14 protein-coding genes are annotated in these 17,957 nt (G+C 44.8%); 11 read left to right on the top strand and 3 right to left on the bottom strand.

Annotated features, from left to right (window positions below):
• Nucleotides 1-9: 9 nt before the first annotated feature.
• From GMES_RS18060 to GMES_RS18050, 3 genes are all read left to right on the top strand, one after another.
• Nucleotides 10-2,775 carry a valine--tRNA ligase gene (locus tag GMES_RS18060; protein WP_006994214.1) on the top strand — a complete coding sequence of 922 codons (2,766 nt, stop codon included), beginning with the start codon at nucleotides 10-12 and terminating at the stop codon, nucleotides 2,773-2,775.
• Nucleotides 2,776-3,143: 368 nt separating this feature from the next.
• The gene (locus GMES_RS18055) at nucleotides 3,144-4,565 is read left to right on the top strand and encodes a bifunctional metallophosphatase/5'-nucleotidase (RefSeq protein ID WP_226990336.1); all 1,422 of its coding nucleotides are present in this window, start codon (nucleotides 3,144-3,146) and stop codon (nucleotides 4,563-4,565) included.
• Nucleotides 4,558-6,243 carry a GGDEF domain-containing protein gene (locus GMES_RS18050; protein WP_006994212.1) on the top strand — a complete coding sequence of 562 codons (1,686 nt, stop codon included), beginning with the start codon at nucleotides 4,558-4,560 and terminating at the stop codon, nucleotides 6,241-6,243. Before GMES_RS18055 ends, GMES_RS18050 begins: the two co-directional genes overlap by 8 nt.
• Nucleotides 6,244-6,284: 41 nt before the next feature.
• Here the strand turns inward: GMES_RS18050 and GMES_RS18045 are convergent, their stop codons facing one another.
• Both GMES_RS18045 and GMES_RS18040 read right to left on the bottom strand, forming a co-directional pair.
• The gene (locus GMES_RS18045; protein ID WP_006994211.1) at nucleotides 6,285-6,818 is read right to left on the bottom strand and encodes a DUF3016 domain-containing protein; all 534 of its coding nucleotides are present in this window, start codon (nucleotides 6,816-6,818) and stop codon (nucleotides 6,285-6,287) included.
• Nucleotides 6,819-7,226: 408 nt separating this feature from the next.
• Nucleotides 7,227-8,597, bottom strand: coding sequence for a hypothetical protein (locus GMES_RS18040; RefSeq protein ID WP_006994209.1), 1,371 nt, complete (start codon nucleotides 8,595-8,597; stop codon nucleotides 7,227-7,229).
• Nucleotides 8,598-8,846: 249 nt separating this feature from the next.
• Between GMES_RS18040 and GMES_RS18035 the strand changes: the two genes are divergently transcribed.
• The 8 genes from GMES_RS18035 to GMES_RS18000 all read left to right on the top strand — a co-directional run bounded on the left by GMES_RS18035 (nucleotide 8,847) and on the right by GMES_RS18000 (nucleotide 17,272).
• Nucleotides 8,847-9,725: a MipA/OmpV family protein gene (locus GMES_RS18035; RefSeq protein WP_006994208.1), complete on the top strand. Its 879-nt coding sequence runs from the start codon at nucleotides 8,847-8,849 to the stop codon at nucleotides 9,723-9,725.
• A 45-nt stretch (nucleotides 9,726-9,770) separates the two neighbouring features.
• Nucleotides 9,771-10,145, top strand: coding sequence for a DUF3019 domain-containing protein (locus GMES_RS18030; RefSeq protein WP_226990344.1), 375 nt, complete (start codon nucleotides 9,771-9,773; stop codon nucleotides 10,143-10,145).
• Nucleotides 10,145-10,843 carry a response regulator gene (locus GMES_RS18025; RefSeq protein ID WP_006994206.1) on the top strand — a complete coding sequence of 233 codons (699 nt, stop codon included), beginning with the start codon at nucleotides 10,145-10,147 and terminating at the stop codon, nucleotides 10,841-10,843. Before GMES_RS18030 ends, GMES_RS18025 begins: the two co-directional genes overlap by 1 nt.
• Nucleotides 10,844-10,852: 9 nt before the next feature.
• The gene (locus tag GMES_RS18020; RefSeq protein ID WP_006994205.1) at nucleotides 10,853-12,091 is read left to right on the top strand and encodes an ATP-binding protein; all 1,239 of its coding nucleotides are present in this window, start codon (nucleotides 10,853-10,855) and stop codon (nucleotides 12,089-12,091) included.
• Nucleotides 12,092-12,256: 165 nt separating this feature from the next.
• On the top strand, nucleotides 12,257-13,684 hold the full coding sequence (gene ccoG, locus GMES_RS18015; protein ID WP_006994203.1) for a cytochrome c oxidase accessory protein CcoG: 1,428 nt from the start codon (nucleotides 12,257-12,259) through the stop codon (nucleotides 13,682-13,684).
• Entirely contained in the window at nucleotides 13,684-14,649 is a 966-nt protein-coding gene (locus GMES_RS18010; protein WP_006994202.1) for a serine/threonine protein kinase, read from the top strand. The genes ccoG and GMES_RS18010 overlap by 1 nt, the downstream gene beginning before the upstream one ends.
• Before the next feature lie 133 nt (nucleotides 14,650-14,782).
• Nucleotides 14,783-15,406: a thiol:disulfide interchange protein DsbA/DsbL gene (locus GMES_RS18005; protein WP_006994201.1), complete on the top strand. Its 624-nt coding sequence runs from the start codon at nucleotides 14,783-14,785 to the stop codon at nucleotides 15,404-15,406.
• 420 nt (nucleotides 15,407-15,826) lie between these two features.
• Nucleotides 15,827-17,272 (top strand): sensor domain-containing diguanylate cyclase, encoded by a 1,446-nt coding sequence (locus GMES_RS18000; protein WP_006994200.1) that lies wholly within the window; start codon nucleotides 15,827-15,829, stop codon nucleotides 17,270-17,272.
• Here GMES_RS18000 and ung read toward each other — a convergent pair.
• Nucleotides 17,269-17,937: a uracil-DNA glycosylase gene (ung, locus tag GMES_RS17995; RefSeq protein WP_006994199.1), complete on the bottom strand. Its 669-nt coding sequence runs from the start codon at nucleotides 17,935-17,937 to the stop codon at nucleotides 17,269-17,271. The genes GMES_RS18000 and ung overlap by 4 nt on opposite strands.
• Nucleotides 17,938-17,957: the final 20 nt, after the last annotated feature.

Here is a 17,957-nt window from a genome sequence, read left to right as displayed (position 1 = left end):
CCAAACACAATGGATAAAACATTTAGCCCACAAAACATTGAACAGCAATGCTACCAAGCGTGGGAAGATAAAGGCTATTTTAAAGCCAGCGGCGAAGGCCAACCTTACTGCATATTACTACCGCCCCCCAACGTGACTGGCAGCTTACACATGGGCCATGGTTTTCAACAAACCATCATGGATACGCTAACTCGTTATCACCGTATGAAGGGTGACAACACCTTATGGCAATGTGGTACCGACCACGCGGGTATCGCTACGCAAATGGTGGTGGAACGTCAGCTGAACGCCCAAGGTAAAACCCGTCACGACTTAGGCCGTGAAGCGTTCGTTGAAAAAATCTGGGACTGGAAGAAAGAGTCTGGTGGCAACATTACCCAGCAAATGCGTCGCTTAGGTACTTCACCCGATTGGGATCGTGAAGTATTCACCATGGATGACGACTTATCTGAAGCGGTGAATGAAGTCTTTGTGCGCTTACACGAAGAAGGCTTAATTTACCGTGGTAAACGCCTCGTCAACTGGGATCCGGTATTACATACCGCAGTATCTGATTTAGAAGTACTCAGCGAAGAAGAAAATGGCTTCATGTGGCATATGCGCTACCCATTAGCCGATGGCACAGGTGAGCTGATTGTCGCCACCACGCGCCCAGAAACCATGCTGGGTGACACAGCTGTTGCGGTTCATCCTGATGACGAACGGTATCAAGCCTTTATCGGTAAGCAAATCAGACTGCCGATTACCGGGCGTCTGATTCCGATCATTGCTGATGATTACGTTGAGCAGGACTTTGGTACTGGCTGCGTAAAAATCACCCCAGCTCATGATTTTAACGATTACGATATGGGTAAACGTCATGATCTTGAGATGATCAATATTCTCACCGATGACGCTAAAATTAACGACGAAGCACCTGAGCAATACCGCGGTCTTGACCGTTTTGATGCGCGCAAACAAATCGTTGCTGATTTAGACGCCGCTGGCGTATTGGTTAAAATCGAAGATCACAAATTGAAAGTGCCCCGAGGCGATCGCTCAGGCTCTGTTATCGAACCCTACCTAACTGACCAGTGGTATGTAGCCGTTCAAGAGCTAGCCAAGCCAGCGATTGACGCAGTGAAAAGTGGTGAGATTAAATTCGTTCCTGAAAACTGGGACAAAACCTATTACCAGTGGATGAACAACATTCAAGACTGGTGTATTTCTCGTCAACTTTGGTGGGGTCATCGCATTCCCGCTTGGTATGACGAAAATGGCAAAATCTACGTTGGCCGCACCGAAGCCGAAGTACGTGAAAAAAACGCCCTTGATGCCAACGTTGCATTACGCCAAGACGAAGACGTGCTAGATACGTGGTTCTCTTCTGCCCTATGGCCATTTGCTACTATGGGCTGGCCAAAGAAAACCCCTGAGCTTGATACCTTTGTACCTAGCGCCGTATTAGTCACCGGTTTTGACATTATCTTCTTCTGGGTAGCCAGAATGATCATGATGACCAAGAAATTCACTGGGCAAATTCCGTTCAAAGAGATTTACATCACCGGCCTTATCCGTGATGAGCAAGGCGATAAAATGTCTAAATCGAAAGGCAATGTTATTGACCCTATCGATTTGATTGATGGCATCAGCATTGATGACTTAGTCGCCAAGCGCACCTCAGGCATGATGCAACCAAAACTTGCGGCCAAAATTGAAAAGAACACCCGCAAGAGCTACCCAGAAGGCTTTGCTGCTTATGGCACCGATGCATTGCGCTTTACGTTTGCTGCCATGGCGTCCACCAGCCGCGATATCAGCTTTGATGTGAAACGCGTTGAAGGCTATCGCAACTTCTGCAACAAGTTATGGAACGCATCGCGCTTTGTGATGATGAACGCTGAAGACCAAGACACTGGCGCAAATGGCGGCGACATGGAGCTTAGCCTAGCGGACAAGTGGATTTTGGCGCGCTTCCAGCAAACTTTGAAGGACTTTGAAGATGCCTTAACGGGTTATCGTTTCGATATTGCAGCAAACTTGGTGTACGAGTTCACTTGGAATCAATTCTGTGATTGGTACTTAGAGCTATCAAAGCCGGTACTTAACTCTGAAGTGAGCACTGACGCACAAAAACGCGGTACCCGCCATACCTTGGTTAACGTACTTGAAAGCATTTTGCGCTTAGCCCATCCGATTATGTCGTTTATCACAGAAGAGATATGGCAGCGATTGGCGCCGCTATGTGGCATTCAAGCTGACAGCATCATGACTCAACCTTTCCCTGCACAAAGCGAAGCGCTGCGCGACGAAGACACACTGGCAGAAATGGAGTGGATCAAAAGCGTGATCGTAGGCATTCGCAATATTCGCGGCGAAATGGATATCTCGCCTAATAAACCGTTAAATGTGTTGCTACGTAACGCCAGTGCTCAAGATTGGCAACGTTTGCAAAGCAGCCGTGAGTTTTTAGGTGCGCTAGCCAAACTTGAAAGCGTTGAATTGTTGCAGCCAGAAGAAGAAGCCCCAGCAAGTGCAACTGCTTTGGTGGGTGAAATGGAAATTCTTATTCCTATGGCTGGCCTAATAGACAAAGACGCCGAATTAGCGCGTATTAACCGTGCATTGGCAAAAATTGAAGCTGACTTTGGCCGCACTCAAGGTAAATTGAGTAACGAAAAATTCGTTAGCAATGCGCCGCCCGCGGTTATTGATAAAGAAAAAGCCAAGCTTGATGACTTCACCATGCAAATGAAGAAGTTAAAAGAGCAAAAACAGACTATCGAGAATTTGTAAGAATGTAGTCACTCTTGCGCAGGCGCACTTGCCTGCGCAGCTTATTGCCAGCAATATATTTACGAACAATACATACACCACATAACTTACACAGGTTATAGAAACAGCACAGGTTGAATGTGTGAGAAAAGCGGTTTGAGAAAAAGGATTTAAAAAAAATAACGAAATCATTTCGTGCAAATTAGACTAAAAGCTGATTATTGAATAACGTCAATATGTAATACTTGTTTGATACGTTTCAGCTAGTTACACGCTTTTTTGATCTAGAGGACCGCAACATCAAACGGATACAATTTGTACTTTTCTGCATCAGCATGCTGACTTGTTTTTCTTTTAAAGTCACAGCTGACGAGCTTGAAAGTGAGAATGTGACAATCATTTACGCATCTGACATGCCGGTTGTAGGCTTAAAAAATGTCGGAGGTTATCCTGAGCTCTCTAGCGCACTGCAACTGTATCGCAATCGAAGAGATACCAGCACGTTCTTTTTATTCGGTGGTAACAGTCTAGCGCCTAGTCCGCTTTCATCCCTCGACCGCGGAACACACATAATTGATATTCTTAATAGCCTAGAGCCCGACGTAATGTCTGTTACTAAGCGTGAATTTAGCTATTTTGAAGACGAATTGTCCTTACGCTCTTACGAGGCGGCTTTTCCGCTTATATCCAGTAATGTTTATGACAAACGCAGTAAAGCGAATGTAGATGGATTACTCGATTACGTCATAGTCGAGCAAAAAGGGTTAAAGCTCGGCGTTATTTCTGTGCTAGATGACAGCGCAATCACCGACTACCTACTAAAACAGATTGTTATTCGCGACCCACAACAAATCATCACTGAAACGTCCAGAACGTTGCGAGAAAAAGGGGCTGATATTATCATCTTGATGTATTCCTACAGCTTTCCTTTTATCGATCAACTACTGAACAAGCGGGTTATCGACATCTCGGTAACAACAACACCTGAATCCACGATCTTACCCGATGAGGTATTGCCTCAACATCCTCACGCCGTTGTGTTGAATTACCTAAATCATCTGGCTGAAATAAACTTAAAAGTGCATATAGGCAAGCAGCCTAAGCTCGAAATGAGCTGGGTCGACAAAAGCCTATCTGAATTTACCAAAGAGCCCATAGTAGCAGGGCAAGTAAAAGGCTATACGTCTCGCTTAAACCGCCTACTTGATCAACCCATAGCTAACGTTACACGAGCTTTTCAAACCAAAAGGGTCAGTGTGCGCACCGAAGAAAATGCCTTTGCTAATGCTGTGGCTGACTCATTGAAATCATTTGCTAATGCCGATATGGCGCTGCTTAACGGTGGCATAATTCGCGGAAATCGATCATATACCAAGGGACAACAACTCACACGACGTGAAATAGCTGAAGAATTGCCATTTCGCAGTAAACTGGCTGTATTAACAGTGACAGGTTTACAGTTAAGAGGTGCGATTGAAAATGGTTTAAGTGAAATTGAAACTGTACGCGGCCGTTTCCCTCAGATTTCAGGTATTGAGGTTAAATACGATTCAAGTCAAAAAGCAGGGGAACGGGTCGTATCTATCACCCTTGATGGCAAAGCAATTGTGCCAACCCGAGCGTACAAACTAGCCACCACAGACTACATGGCTCAAGGCGGGGATGGCTATCAAGTACTCAGTGCATGCCCTCAAATTACGTTGGGGTATATGGAGCCGCCAATGGTGGTTGACGTATTTATGGAAAGCATGAGAAATAACAAAGAGCTAGGTCCAAAACTGGATGCGCGACTGGTAGATATCCATGAGTAAACAGCTCCCTGAAACCAGCAAAGCGCTTAATACATCAAAGGCGCGCCTCTCATTGAGCAGCGTGTTTGCAATAGCGTTTGTCAGCGTGTTCGTTATCTTTATCAGTGTGACTATATTGGCCCATTCACGCCTAAGTGATTTTCGTGAAATCCTCGATAACCTTGCGAATAAATCGTTACCCAACGTGGTATTTTCAGAGCAAATAAACAACCATATTACTGCCCTTTCAGCCATCAGTGATGGCCTAAGTTATGCCAACTCTGAGGCGGCACTGCGTATTGCTGAGCGGCAAGTCAATGATAAGATGGAACAGATTCGAACTGTTGCTGAGCGTCACGGAGAGACCCAGTACCTCGATTTTCATTTGAATGCGATTGAAAGTGAAATTCTTGAATTAAAAACCATCGCGCTACACAGGATCAAACTTGCCAAGCAACTGGCTTTGCAACAAAAAGCCTTATATGCGCTCAATAATGAAGTGGTTAAAATCACTACCGCCCCATCATTGTCAAAGCAGGATATTCAAGCTTTACAGAATTGGCAAGCCGCATTGTACGAAGCTGTTGCCCTATCAAGCAATGCAGTAAACATGTCGCGGTTACAAGCTATCCGCCAGTCATCATTTGCGGCTAAAACTATCACTGATACCTTGTATAAAAACGCCGACGAATTGCCCATTTCCTTACGCCCCAGATTAATAAAAATTGTCGATGAATTCACCCAAGTAGCAATCCATGAACAAGGAATATTTCCACTGCAAATCAACCTGTTGCGTATATCAGGCCGGGTGACTGGGCGTGGTAACTTTGTGCATAGTTTGATCACCGATTATGCGCGTTTACTTAACTTTAAGTCTTATCAGTTGAGTGATTCTCTCATCACCCAAACCAGCAGAACTTCTACCCGAATCAAAGAACAAATAGACAATGTGGGGTTGTACGTCATTGGCGCACTCATTTTACTGTTAGTGATTATTTTCTTTATTCAAAACCGCGTGGTAAGACGACTAGTTCAGCTCAATATGGTGGTTCAAGACCGGGCCAATGGCTTGAGCAATACTACGCATATCTCAGGCAATGATGAAATATCTGACATTGCCGATACCATCGACTATTTCGCCACTACCATTGAGCAGCAAAAACTGGCCCTACAAGAACTATCATTGCTAGATGGATTAACTGGCATTCCCAATCGCAGAGCGTTAGATGAGCGATTAGAGCATGAACTAAAACTAGCAAATCGCGAAAAATGGTCTCTGTCGTTACTCATGATTGATGTGGATTATTTCAAACTTTACAATGACAATTATGGTCACGCCTCTGGCGACACAGCCCTGGTAGCGATTGCACAGCTGCTCGAAGGCTTCGCCCAGCGCAGTGGCGACTTTGCCGCTAGGTACGGTGGTGAGGAATTCGTATTTATTTTACCCAACACTGATAAAGATGGGGCGATACGTGTTGCCACAGCGTTACTTGAAGCAGTGCGCGATGCTAACCTTGAGCATAAATACAGTCCCAAGGAAGACCATTTGACCATCAGTATCGGTGCATCAACCTGCCAACAGCAAGATCCGAAAGATGCAGACTATGTTCAACGTTTAGCGGATCATGCACTCTACTCAGCCAAACAAAGTGGCCGTGACCGAATGGTACATTATTCGGATATTATCACCTCATAGTAATGCGCAAAAAAACGTCGCAAATAATGCGACGTTCTAAATTAGTGAGTATTCTTTTTTGCCACTTCCTGCGGAAATTGCTCGTCGAACCACATTCGTATCATGTTTTTCTCGTACCTTAGATTCTCAGACGCAAAAAACGGATTGTGGCGGTTTTGAAAAGACATGTCTTTCAAGTTTTGCTCTCCTTGCTGAATGACAGCGCCATCGGCCCCAAGTAACTCAAAGCTAAAGGCGATACGCGGAATATCAATACTTTTGATCAGGCGCACGTCATTAGCGCCGCTGCCCATACCAACAAACGAAGCAGGCCAAACCTGCCCTGCTAAGTCTAGATTGGTCACGTTCATCTTAAGCGTTTGCCCTTCAGGCAAAGTTTCAGCTAGTTCTACAATATATTCATCTAATTGTTTAAACGTGCGCTCTTTAAAACGCGTACGTGACTCATTTGACGGGCGCACATCGGTGTACTTCTCTGGCTTCTCCCATGTCACGTCCACTTTGGCCTGACTGTAGGCCTGCCCAGATAACATTAACGTTACGCCCGTTAACAGAACGACAGCTAAATTTTTCATATTCATCCACCTCTTTTAGTGCGAATTTAAGATGCGCTTGAGCCTTGTAACATATCGCATTTAATCAAAGCGTACTGCAAACGCGCTGAATACTGCCTGAACATTATCTAATACCTTTTAGCGCTACTTATAACGGCTATTAATAAGAACGACTTATGAGAGCGCTTTCTCTAATATGAGTCCTTAAAAGTAACATGCATTGACTATAACATCGGGGCCAAAAACAGTATTTCATCTCTGCTTATTTTAAATAGACCGGATAGCGGCGAATAAATTCGCAATGCATTAGCCGCACGCTATCAGAATGCTTATATCGAGCGTTATTGTCGCTCTTGTAACTCTGCCACCACTATCAGAAGGCCTAGCTTCACTAGCAAATAGCGCTAATGCCTCACCCACGCTTACGCATTAGTGCAGTAACACGATTTTATAGCCGCTGGGTGATAATGCTGATGCTTGCAGGCTAACAATGTAATTAACGTCTTGATCAATCTCCAGCATTTCACTTCGAGCGAGTAACAACGGGCTGTTGTTCTCATCGTTGTGCACCATCACAATTTCATACTGACCACTTTTTATGGTTAAGCGTGCTGAGTGCTCAAACGCTAAATTTTGGGTGCGGTACTTCGCCGTACTAATGGTTTCATTTTGGCGTACGAAAAAGATATCAAGGTCATCATAATCTGGATTCACATTAACTACCTGAATGTCGTGTTCGACACTTTGTGGCAAGTTACTTTCTTCAAAGTTAAGCGAGACTAAGTTTTGCTCCTCATCTTGGTATATCACGATTGCATTACTTCTGCCTTGGCTCAAGGTTAGCAAGCGATTTGAGAACGCAAGATTGTCATCGTCACTGACCTTGCCTGACAATTGATAATCACCGAAAACAATAGCACGAAAATCACTTATAGCGTTGGCAGGCACAGTCACCTGTTGCTGGTTATCCTGGCCACCATTTACATCTACAATCACGTCTCTTTCTTCAAGACTATTGTAAATGCGATATTGCGCCGCCTCATCAGTTGACGTGTATTTGTTCACGGAAGAGGAATTGATGACTAAGTCCACCTCAAGATTATTTTTGATAGCGCCAGAGCTAGCACGAATGATCATTGTGTATTCAGTGGCATAGTTAAAGGCAATCGCCGAGCTTTCGAACACAGGGGTAGCTTCACCGGGCAAGGTCAAATACACCTGGTATTCTCCCTGACTAAACGAACTCGTATCTTCGGTTTGCCATGAGTCAAATTGCTCAAGATGGTTTGCTGATACAGTCGCCAGCAAATGAGCATTCGCAAAAGAGCTGCCACTCTCACCTAAGTACACATCATAGTCTTGATCGCTTGTCAGTACTGATGTGGCAAATAAGCGAAAACGTTTATCCAGTTCTGTACGTTCAATTTCATAAGTATTGAACGTGGTTGCGCTGTCTTGTCCGCTGAGCACCACCAGCATTTTATGACCCGTAGCTACTTTTACAGATAATTCTTCCAGTGTATGCGTAACGCCATCGTTGTCTTTTTCAGTGAAGGTCAAATCAACGTCATTACCATCAAGTGTGAGTACGCTAGTCGCATCGCCGTATACGGCAGAGCCTGCACTACTGCCCTCATCAACACTGAGGAAAACAGAACCACTTCCCCCAGAGCCGTTATAAAACTGCAGGTAGGGCTTATCATATTTTTTGCTGTCTTCTTTATCGTCAGAACCCCCACATGCGCTGAGTTGCCAAGTGAGAATCAAAATGAATAAGCCGCGTAAACCAGTACCTAACATGGTGTGTTTCCTTGATGTTATGAGTCAATTTTGCCCGTGTTAATACAGGCTTAACGTGTAGGCTATTATCCTAATGACACTGCATTGAGTGTCTCGATCATAATTGCGAGGATTTGTGAATAATTGTAACCCTGTGGTGAGCTTTACCCGCGGGTTTGATAGGATGCATTAATAGAAAAGTACGCAGTTTTTATTCATGTTTATCAATCGTCTTATAACCAAGGTCATTTCGAAGTGCAGGTGTCGCAAATGGGTACAAGCAGCATAAAAAAACTAGGCGTTATATCTATTTTGCTGTGCTTTTTCACCCTCGTTAAGCACGCCTACGCAGACTGCAACCCGTCTCAGTGCATTGAAATTGAGAAATGGCGCGTGGGCATTGCCTTAGGCGCTGGTGCGAAGACCAATCCACTCGTTGGTGGCGACGCTATCCCTTTGGTGATCATTCCTGATATTGCCTATTACGGAGATAATCTTTATCTCGATAACGCTGAAATCGGTTATCAATGGATGCAAGCCCCTACATCTGCGTTGGACACTTTTTTCAGCGTGAACACAGAAAAAGCATTTTTCACCTTTTGGCATCCCAGCAATGTACTTGGCTCGTCTGGCAATTTTCTCAGTAATGCCATTGGGCCTTCGAATGCATCTCCTTTCGATGATCGAAGAGTCTCAATCGACGAGGTCAAAAGCAGAAAATGGGCAATAGATGCAGGTGTGCGTTGGCATAAACGCAGCGCCCACTCACAGTGGCGCATTACGGCTAAAACAGATGCGACTAACGTTCATCATGGCCATCAATTAGATATTGGCTATGAGCATTATTGGTCATTAAACGAGTGGCAAGTCAGCTTAGCATCAACCTTAATTTGGAAAAGTAGCAAGTTAGTGGATTATTACTACGGCATTGATCAGCAAGATAATGTACTTAGAGAGCTTTACTATGACGCTTCAGCGGGCTGGCAACCTAGTTTGGCTCTTAGCGCTAACAAAAAAATCAATCAGCAATGGCAGTGGTTGATCCGCACCAGCGTAACCTGGCTACATTCAGGTATGACCCACAGCCCTCTGGTAGACAAAGAATATACCAGTACTGTGTTTATCGGCCTTGGATATGTATTCAGATGATGCAGATGGTTTTAACTCAATCGTTGGAGCACGCATAATTTGAGAGTGCTGCTGGCCTGTTTGAGCATGGTGTTATGGAACGAAGTATGCGCTGAGGAGCTTGAGTTTAGTTGGCAAATTCAACCCACGGTGTGCGTTAACCAGCACGTTGGTGCGCAGTGCCATTTTACGCTGTCGGTACAGGTACAAAATCAACGCCAGCAAGAATACTGTGTTTATGTTGTAACGCTGTCGCCACAGCAGTTGTTTTGCTCTAGCGAGGCCCTACTGCAAAAAGACTTAACACTGACGATAGATGACAATACAAGCTTATTGCTAAAAAACGTGCAGGGCGAAACTTTTCTTCAACAACCGCTAAGCGTTAAATCTACTCAGCGCAGCACCCGTTTTCGGGTCAACAACCCTTGGAGCCTATTCTAATGCCACACATTTTACTTGTTGAAGATGACGCACGACTCAGCCTGCTCGTCAGTGAATATTTGCAGCAGCATAATTTCACTGTGAGCTGTTTGCATGACGGTAAAGGCTTGCTTGCTGAAATTAAGCAGAACCCGCCAGATTTGGTCGTGTTAGACGTAATGCTACCAGGAGATAACGGCTTTACCCTGTGCAAGAAAATACGGCCCGACTATCAAGGTCCATTATTATTTATGACAGCAAAAAACAGCGATTTTGATCATGTACTCGGCCTAGAGATTGGCGCAGATGATTACGTTATGAAACCTGTCGAACCACGGGTGCTGTTAGCGCGTATTCAGGCCCTACTGAGGAGAAGTAATGCAGTTCAGCCCCCACTTGAGAGAGCCAGCCAACTGCGTTTTTGCCAGCTAACGCTTGATTATTTAGCACGCCAGGTAACTCTGCAAAAAGAAGATGTGCCCCTGACGAGTCATGAATTCGATATGCTCTGGAAGTTGGCCTCAAATGCGTCTCAACTGGTCGATCGCAACACGCTTTATCGTGAACTTATCGGCAGAGAATACGACGGTTTAGACCGCTCAGCGGATGTGCGCATTTCACGTTTGCGTAAAAAGCTGCAGGATGACCCGCGCCACCCCTACCGTATTAAAACCATCTGGGGAAAAGGATTTTACTTCGTCGCTGACGCATGGGAATAACCTTTCAACATGGCTAGATTGTTTGTCAGTTTGTACCTTTTTATTGTGCTAGCCATGATTGGCCTAAGTGCGGGGTTAGAGCGACTTTTCAGCCATACATCCCAAGAGCCAACAGGTCATGTTGCAACAATAATGACCTTGTTTGATGCGGCCAAAAATAATCATGATAACTTACTTGCGTTAGCCCAAAGCACCGCACTGCCCCACACGGTCTTGCCGTTCCACAGTATTGGTTGGAACGCCCAAAGTGCAGAACAGCTTAAAGACGGCAAAAGTGTTTTATTGTACGACAAGCAATTTGGCGAACAATTATACATCGCTCTTAACGAGAACGACTTACTCGAGCTAAACATCACCCGTCCACAAAACAACAGTCAAACGTTCATGCTCTACAGTGGCATCTTTTTTGTGTGCCTTGGGGGACTAATCGCCCTTTGGCTTTGGCCATTGTGGCGTGATTTAAGCGCTCTTAAACGCAGTGTTAGTCACGTTCAAGATGACGGCAGCCTAGTAGATAACCACATTCCTAATACATCACTCATCGCTCCTATTGCCCAAGCACTCAACAACATGAGCCTAAAGGTGAAGAGTTTACTGCAATCCCAGCGAGAGCTATCTGGGGCTGTGGCGCATGAGTTTCGCACTCCGCTAGCGCGTTTAAAATTCGCGCTTGAAGCACGACCCGCCAGCGATTCTGTAAAATGGAATGCCATGTCTCTGGATGTGGAAGAGCTGGAAAGGCTCGTCCAAGAAATGCTTGATTACGCGGGTAGTGATGTACTTTATCCTGAACTTAACTTAGCTGAAATTCCCATCAAAGAACTCGTAGAGCAAGTGGTTTCGCATTTGCAAACACCGCATTTAGCCAATCATGACATCTCTATCACAGGTGAAAATTTACTGCTTCTTGGGGATGACCATTTTGTACAAAGGGCGCTAGAAAACCTATTGGTTAACGCCAGTCGATATGCAAAATCACGTATTTTAATCAATATCACTCAAGACGATGACTACGTGGTGCTAAGTGTAGAAGACGATGGGCCTGGTATTCCAAAAGACGTTCAAGAAAGAATATTTGATGCTTTTTATCGTCCCGATGAAGGGCGCACGCGCGCTTACGGTGGTGCGGGACTAGGCTTAGCCATTGTCCGACGAATACAGCAGTGGCATGAGGGAGACTGCCAAGTGCAAGATTCAGTGTTAGGTGGTGTTAAGTTTACCTTGAGATACCCCCGTCACGACCGCTAACCCTATTCTTGTGTTGCTACTCACATTTAGTAAAAAGCCAACAGGCTGATCTGTATCAACCTTTAACATAATCGATAACGCAAACTAGCGTAATGACAGCAAAAAAATGCTAATATGCGCCGCGTTAAAGTGCCCTATGTATCTCGGTTCAGTCAAGGAGCAGCAATGAGTGACCGCATTCCCGTAAAAGATATTTCTCCAGTTCAGGTTCATCGCCCTGACAAAAGCAAACACAATGATCAGTACACACCTCGCAATCGCATCTATGTGAGAGCCGTTAAAGGCGCCCTAGAAAACTTCAGGCGCTTTTTTGGTTTAGTGTTTCTATCTATTTTTGCCATTCTTCCGTGGTTGCAATTTGAAGGCAGCCAAGCCATTTTGCTGGATATCGGCGCTCAACGTTTTCAAATATTCGGCTTAACCTTATGGCCACAAGACTTAACACTGCTAGCGTGGATATTCATCGTTGCCGCATTCGCCTTGTTTTTCGTGACGACCTTTGCTGGTCGTGTTTGGTGCGGCTTTATGTGCCCGCAAACCACATGGACCTTCATCTATATTTGGTTTGAAGAGAAGATTGAAGGCAGCCGTAACAAGCGCATCAAATTAGATGAACGCAAGATGGACACAGACAAGTTCATCCGCAAAACCTTGAAGCATATCGCTTGGGTGAGTGTGGCATTGCTCACATCACTCACTTTCGTGGGCTATTTTACGCCTATCGACGCCTTATTCGTCGACTTCTTTACCTTTTCATCAAGCTTTTGGGCAACCGTATGTGTGCTGTTTTTTGCGGTTTGTACTTACGGTAATGCCGCCTACATGCGTGAAATTATGTGTACCCACATATGCCCTTACGCACGTTTTCAAAGTGCTATGTTCGACAAAGACACTTTTACCGTGGCGTATGATGCACAGCGCGGCGAACAACGCGGGCCACGTTCGCGCAAAGCAACTCGAGAGCAAAATGCTGCCAAAGGTTTAGGTGACTGTGTTGATTGCAACTTATGTGTGCAAGTGTGCCCAACGGGTATCGATATCCGCAACGGTTTACAATACGAGTGCATAAACTGTGGCGCCTGTGTCGATGCCTGTAATGGCGTGATGGACAAAATGAATTACCCCAAAGGGCTTATCAGTTTTACATCTGAAACCCAGTTAGCCGGTGGCCAAACCAAAATATTTCGCCCGAAACTCATGGGCTATGCCGTTGTTTTGGTCTTAATGAGTGCTTTGCTGGTCTTTGAATTGTTAAGCCGAGTCCCATTAGAAGTCGATATTATTCGAGATCGTAACGCGCTTTATCGCGAAACCAACGACGGCTTAATAGAAAACGTATATACGCTTAAGATACTGAATAAATCACAGCATACTCAGCATTTTGATATTGAAGTAAATGGACTTGAAGGCCACAGATACATAGGTGAAAAAAGTGTCACGGTAATGGGCGGCGAGGTATATAACCTGCCAATTAGTATCGCAATCGACCCGTACCAATTAGAAGATCCGGTGACGGCCTTCAGCTTTACCATTCGTGCTCAAGAAGACGAGGACGCCGTTATCGAGCAAACCTCTAAATTCTTGTACCGTTAATGAGTACATTTAATTTTAGCGAGCTAACCCCGGACCTTATCTTAGATGCCATCGAATCTGAAGGCGTGTTGGTAGAATCCGGCTTACTCGCCCTAAACAGCTATGAAAATCGCGTTTATCAGTTTGTTGGCCAAGATAGTAAGCGTTATGTGGCAAAGTTTTATCGGCCCCAGCGCTGGAGCGAAGCGCAACTAAACGAAGAGCACAGCTTCTCGTTAGAACTCGCTGAACATGAGGTGCCTGTCGTCGCGCCCCTCGTGATCAACGGTAAGAGCCTGCATTTATATCAAGACTATCATTTTGCGCTTTTTCCCTCAGTGGGTGGGCGTCAATTTGAAGTTGATAACTTGGATCAACTTGAGTGGATGGGCCGTTTTATCGGACGTATTCACCAAGTAGCTAAGACACGTTTATTCACCCACAGGCCAACCATTAATATTGAAGACTATCTGGTAAAGTCAGTGGCTGAGTTACAAAATAGTCAGCTTATTCCTTCAAGCTTACACGAAGCGTTTTTCACTATCTTAGAGCAAGTGGTCACGCTAACCCGTGAGCGCTACCACACAAGCGACATTATGCGTTTACATGGAGATTGCCATCCAGGTAATATCTTGTGGCGTGATGGGCCAACGTTTGTGGATTTAGACGATTGCCGCAATGGCCCAGCCGTGCAAGATTTATGGATGATGCTCTCTGGCGAGCGCCAAGCTCAATCGCTTCAGCTAAGCACCATAGTTGAAGCCTATGATGAGTTTTGTGAGTTTAACCCCGCACAATTAAGTCTAATTGAGCCTCTTCGTGCTATGCGTATGGTGCATTATATGGCGTGGTTGCATAGACGTTGGCAAGACCCTGCCTTTCCTCAGGCGTTTGCCTGGTTTGCCGAGCCCAAGTATTGGGAGCAGCAAATACTGGCTCTAAAAGAGCAGTTCTCCGCTTTGCACGAAACTGAACTGCGAATTTAAGCTTATTCAGATTCTGTTAATGCGTGCCCCATAAGATATATTTTCTTATAACTGGTTACAAAGTGCAGTCGGCATTTTATGTTAGCTATGCTAATCTGCCCCGAGTTATTTTTACTAAAGAGATGAATTAACAATGAAAAAAATCATACTTGCTTTTTTTATTGCGGTGTTAGTACCGCTTCAAGCATGCGCCCAAGAAACATGGAAAGAAGGTGAGCATTACACCATCATTAACGAAACCGCCACTGACAAACCTGTCATTAATGAATTCTTCTCTTATTGGTGTCCACATTGTTTTCAGTTCGAACCCATCGCTAAAAAGATCCAAGAAAAAATGGGCGATGACGTAAAATTCGAAAAAGTACACGTGAACTTCATGGGCTTTACCAGTGGTGAAACCCAAGACGATGCCAGTCGTGCCCTTATGGTTGCCCGCGCATTAAAGAAAGAAGATTCTTTAAGCACCGCTATTTTCCGTTACATTCATGTACAGAAATCACCTATCACCAACATCAAAGATTTAAAAAATATCTTTATGGTTAATGGTGTAGAAGAAGCGGATTTCGATAAACTTGTGAGTAGCTTTGGCGTCAACAGCATGTTGAAAAAGAACAATAAGCTAGTTCAGGAATACCGCAGTCACCTGCGTGGTGTACCTAACTTCATTGTTAACGGTAAATACCAAGCTAAGTTTACCCGTGACATGAACAACGACGACATTGTTAATTTGATTGTTTGGTTATCTAAACAAAAATAAATTGCTTGGTTGCCTTACAAAATAGTCAGGGACCAATGTTGTCTAACGACCTTGTTTAACGACTCTGTCTAATGACTTTGATGCTTAGTGACTGACAAAAGAACGCTTTATTAAGCCCAATATATTCTGTGCATATATTGGGCTTTTTTGTACCCTTAACGATTGCTCGGCACTTCATCTACTTGCCAGCTCAAAAGGTTGAAAATCTCTCCAACCGTTATACCGTAAGGTATTGTGCCTGTCGATAAAGACGTTATGAGGTGTGACAAAATGAAATATGTGTCAATATGATACAACTCGTGCATATGAGTTTATCGATTGACGACAAGCAGCCGGTCTGCGCGTTGAGTCAGTCATCATGATTAATAGCTTAAGTTTGTCCATGATGTTCGTGCTGTTCAATTGAGGAGTGTATAAATCTTGTCAGCCGATACCAGCCCAGTATCAATAACGCAAAAGATTAGTCATGCACTAATGTTTATACTTTTGTGGCTAGGTGTGTGGTCCATTGCTCAGCTGATGGAATATACCGCCCACGCAAGTGTTTGGTTCCCAGCTTCCGGTTTAACATATGCAGCGCTTCTTGTGGCTGGCACAGCGGCATTAGTCCCGATTCTGTTTTGCGCTGTTGTTGTCACCGTCATCACCTGTATGCAATACAACTTACCCCTAGATTTTGCACAAAGTATTCAGGCAGGTTTGTTTTTTGGCTGCGCACATATCATTCCTTATTGGCTTGGGTCGCAAGTGTTTTTATGGGCTGCCCGTTCTGAACGATTGAGCATACCCGGGTTAACCATCATGTATATCATTAACACAGGCGTGGCATCTTTAGGCACAACTCTGTTAGTTATCTACAGCTTAATCATTAGCAATATGATGCAGCCTGAAGAATTCGAACAAACATGGTTAGCTTTTTGGATTGGTGACTACGCAGGATTGTTAATCTTAGCGCCTATTTTTGCAGCCGTATTGAGTAACAAATTAGCCGACAGCCGTTTTGACCTAAAAAGATACCTTAGCCCTAATCAAACCCAGCCCAACTCTTTTTTTCTCACTAAGCTGTTAGTAGTCACGTTATTAGTGCTCTTCACGGTGACCTTGAATCGATTTACCCAACAGCCAGAAAGTGCATTTGTTATCTTTCTGTTAGTTATTCCGCACATGTGGATAGCGTGCACTGAGAGTGCTTTATTCAACATGCTCAGCCTCACCTACAGCTGTATGATGATTGCATTATGCACTAATCTATTTGGTCTGAATGAGTTCGTGTTAATTTACCAATTTGGCATTATTGTCATCGCCGCTAACGCGCTGTTTGGCATAGCGGTGCCTGCTTTAATGGCCGACAACGAAAAGCTGCAAGCCATCATCACAATTGACGCTCTCACCCAAACGGCGTCACGCCAGCATTTCATGCAACAAGCTGAGCGAGCCGTTAACCGCAGTTTGAAAGACAGCGACCCGCTTTGTCTCATCGTCTTTGACATGGACAACTTCAAAAAAATTAATGATACCTTCGGTCACAGTGTCGGTGATAAAGCGCTGCAACGTGTTTGTAAGGTCGCTCAGCTCTCGTTGCGTCCCACCGATTTACTAGGGCGTTTCGGTGGCGATGAGTTCGTGGCGTTACTGCCAGACTCGACCATTATCGATGCCCAGCAGGTTGCTCAGCGTATTTTATATAGTGTGAACAAAGCTGAGGTCGCTCCTGGTCAGCCCATACAATGTAGTTTTGGTGTGGCACAGCTTAAGCGCAATCAGAACTTCACAGAGCTATTTAACGTAGCCGATAGCGCGCTTTATAAAGCCAAACAAAGAGGTCGCAATACAGTCGTTAGTGAACATGGGATTAATGCCGCTTAAATCTGCCAGTTAATAGGCGTGCGACCGCTATCTATTAATATTTGATTGGTCTGAGCAAAATGCCCACATTCAAAAAAACCGCGATAAGCAGATAATGGGGATGGGTGCGCAGCGGTTAAAATATGGTGCTTTGATGTATCAATCAACCCTGCCTTTTTCTGGGCATGACTGCCCCATAACAAAAACACCACGTCTTGTGCATGCTCGTTGATAAGTGCAATCACTTTATCCGAGAATCTCTCCCAGCCAATCTTGGCATGCGAATGGGCTTTACCTTGCTCAACGGTGAGCACGGTATTAAGCAAAAACACACCCTGTTCAGCCCACGATTGCAAACAGCCATGCTCAGGCAAGATATAATCCGGAAAATCGTGTTGCAGTGCTTTGTACATGTTTTTCAAAGAAGGGGGTGTTTTCACACCTTTTTGTACTGAAAAGCTCAAACCATGGGCCTGATTAGGCCCGTGGTAAGGGTCTTGCCCAAGAATAACCACTTTAATTTGATTAAACTCGGTGCAACTAAATGCATTAAATACGTCTTCAGCGGCGGGATAAATCACTTTACCGCTCGCGCGCTCGCTAGCGATAAAGTCCATCATATGGGTGAAGTAAGCTTGCCGCTTTTCTTCTCCGAGTAGGGTTTGCCACGTTGCGGCTTGCGTCATTTACCCAGCCTTAAAAACGG

Origin of the sequence: Paraglaciecola mesophila KMM 241 (genome assembly GCF_000315015.1) — a bacterium.
Taxonomy (GTDB): domain Bacteria; phylum Pseudomonadota; class Gammaproteobacteria; order Enterobacterales; family Alteromonadaceae; genus Paraglaciecola; species Paraglaciecola mesophila.
The sequence above is the reverse complement of the archived record's forward strand: the minus strand, read 5'-3'. Positions and strand labels throughout refer to the sequence as shown.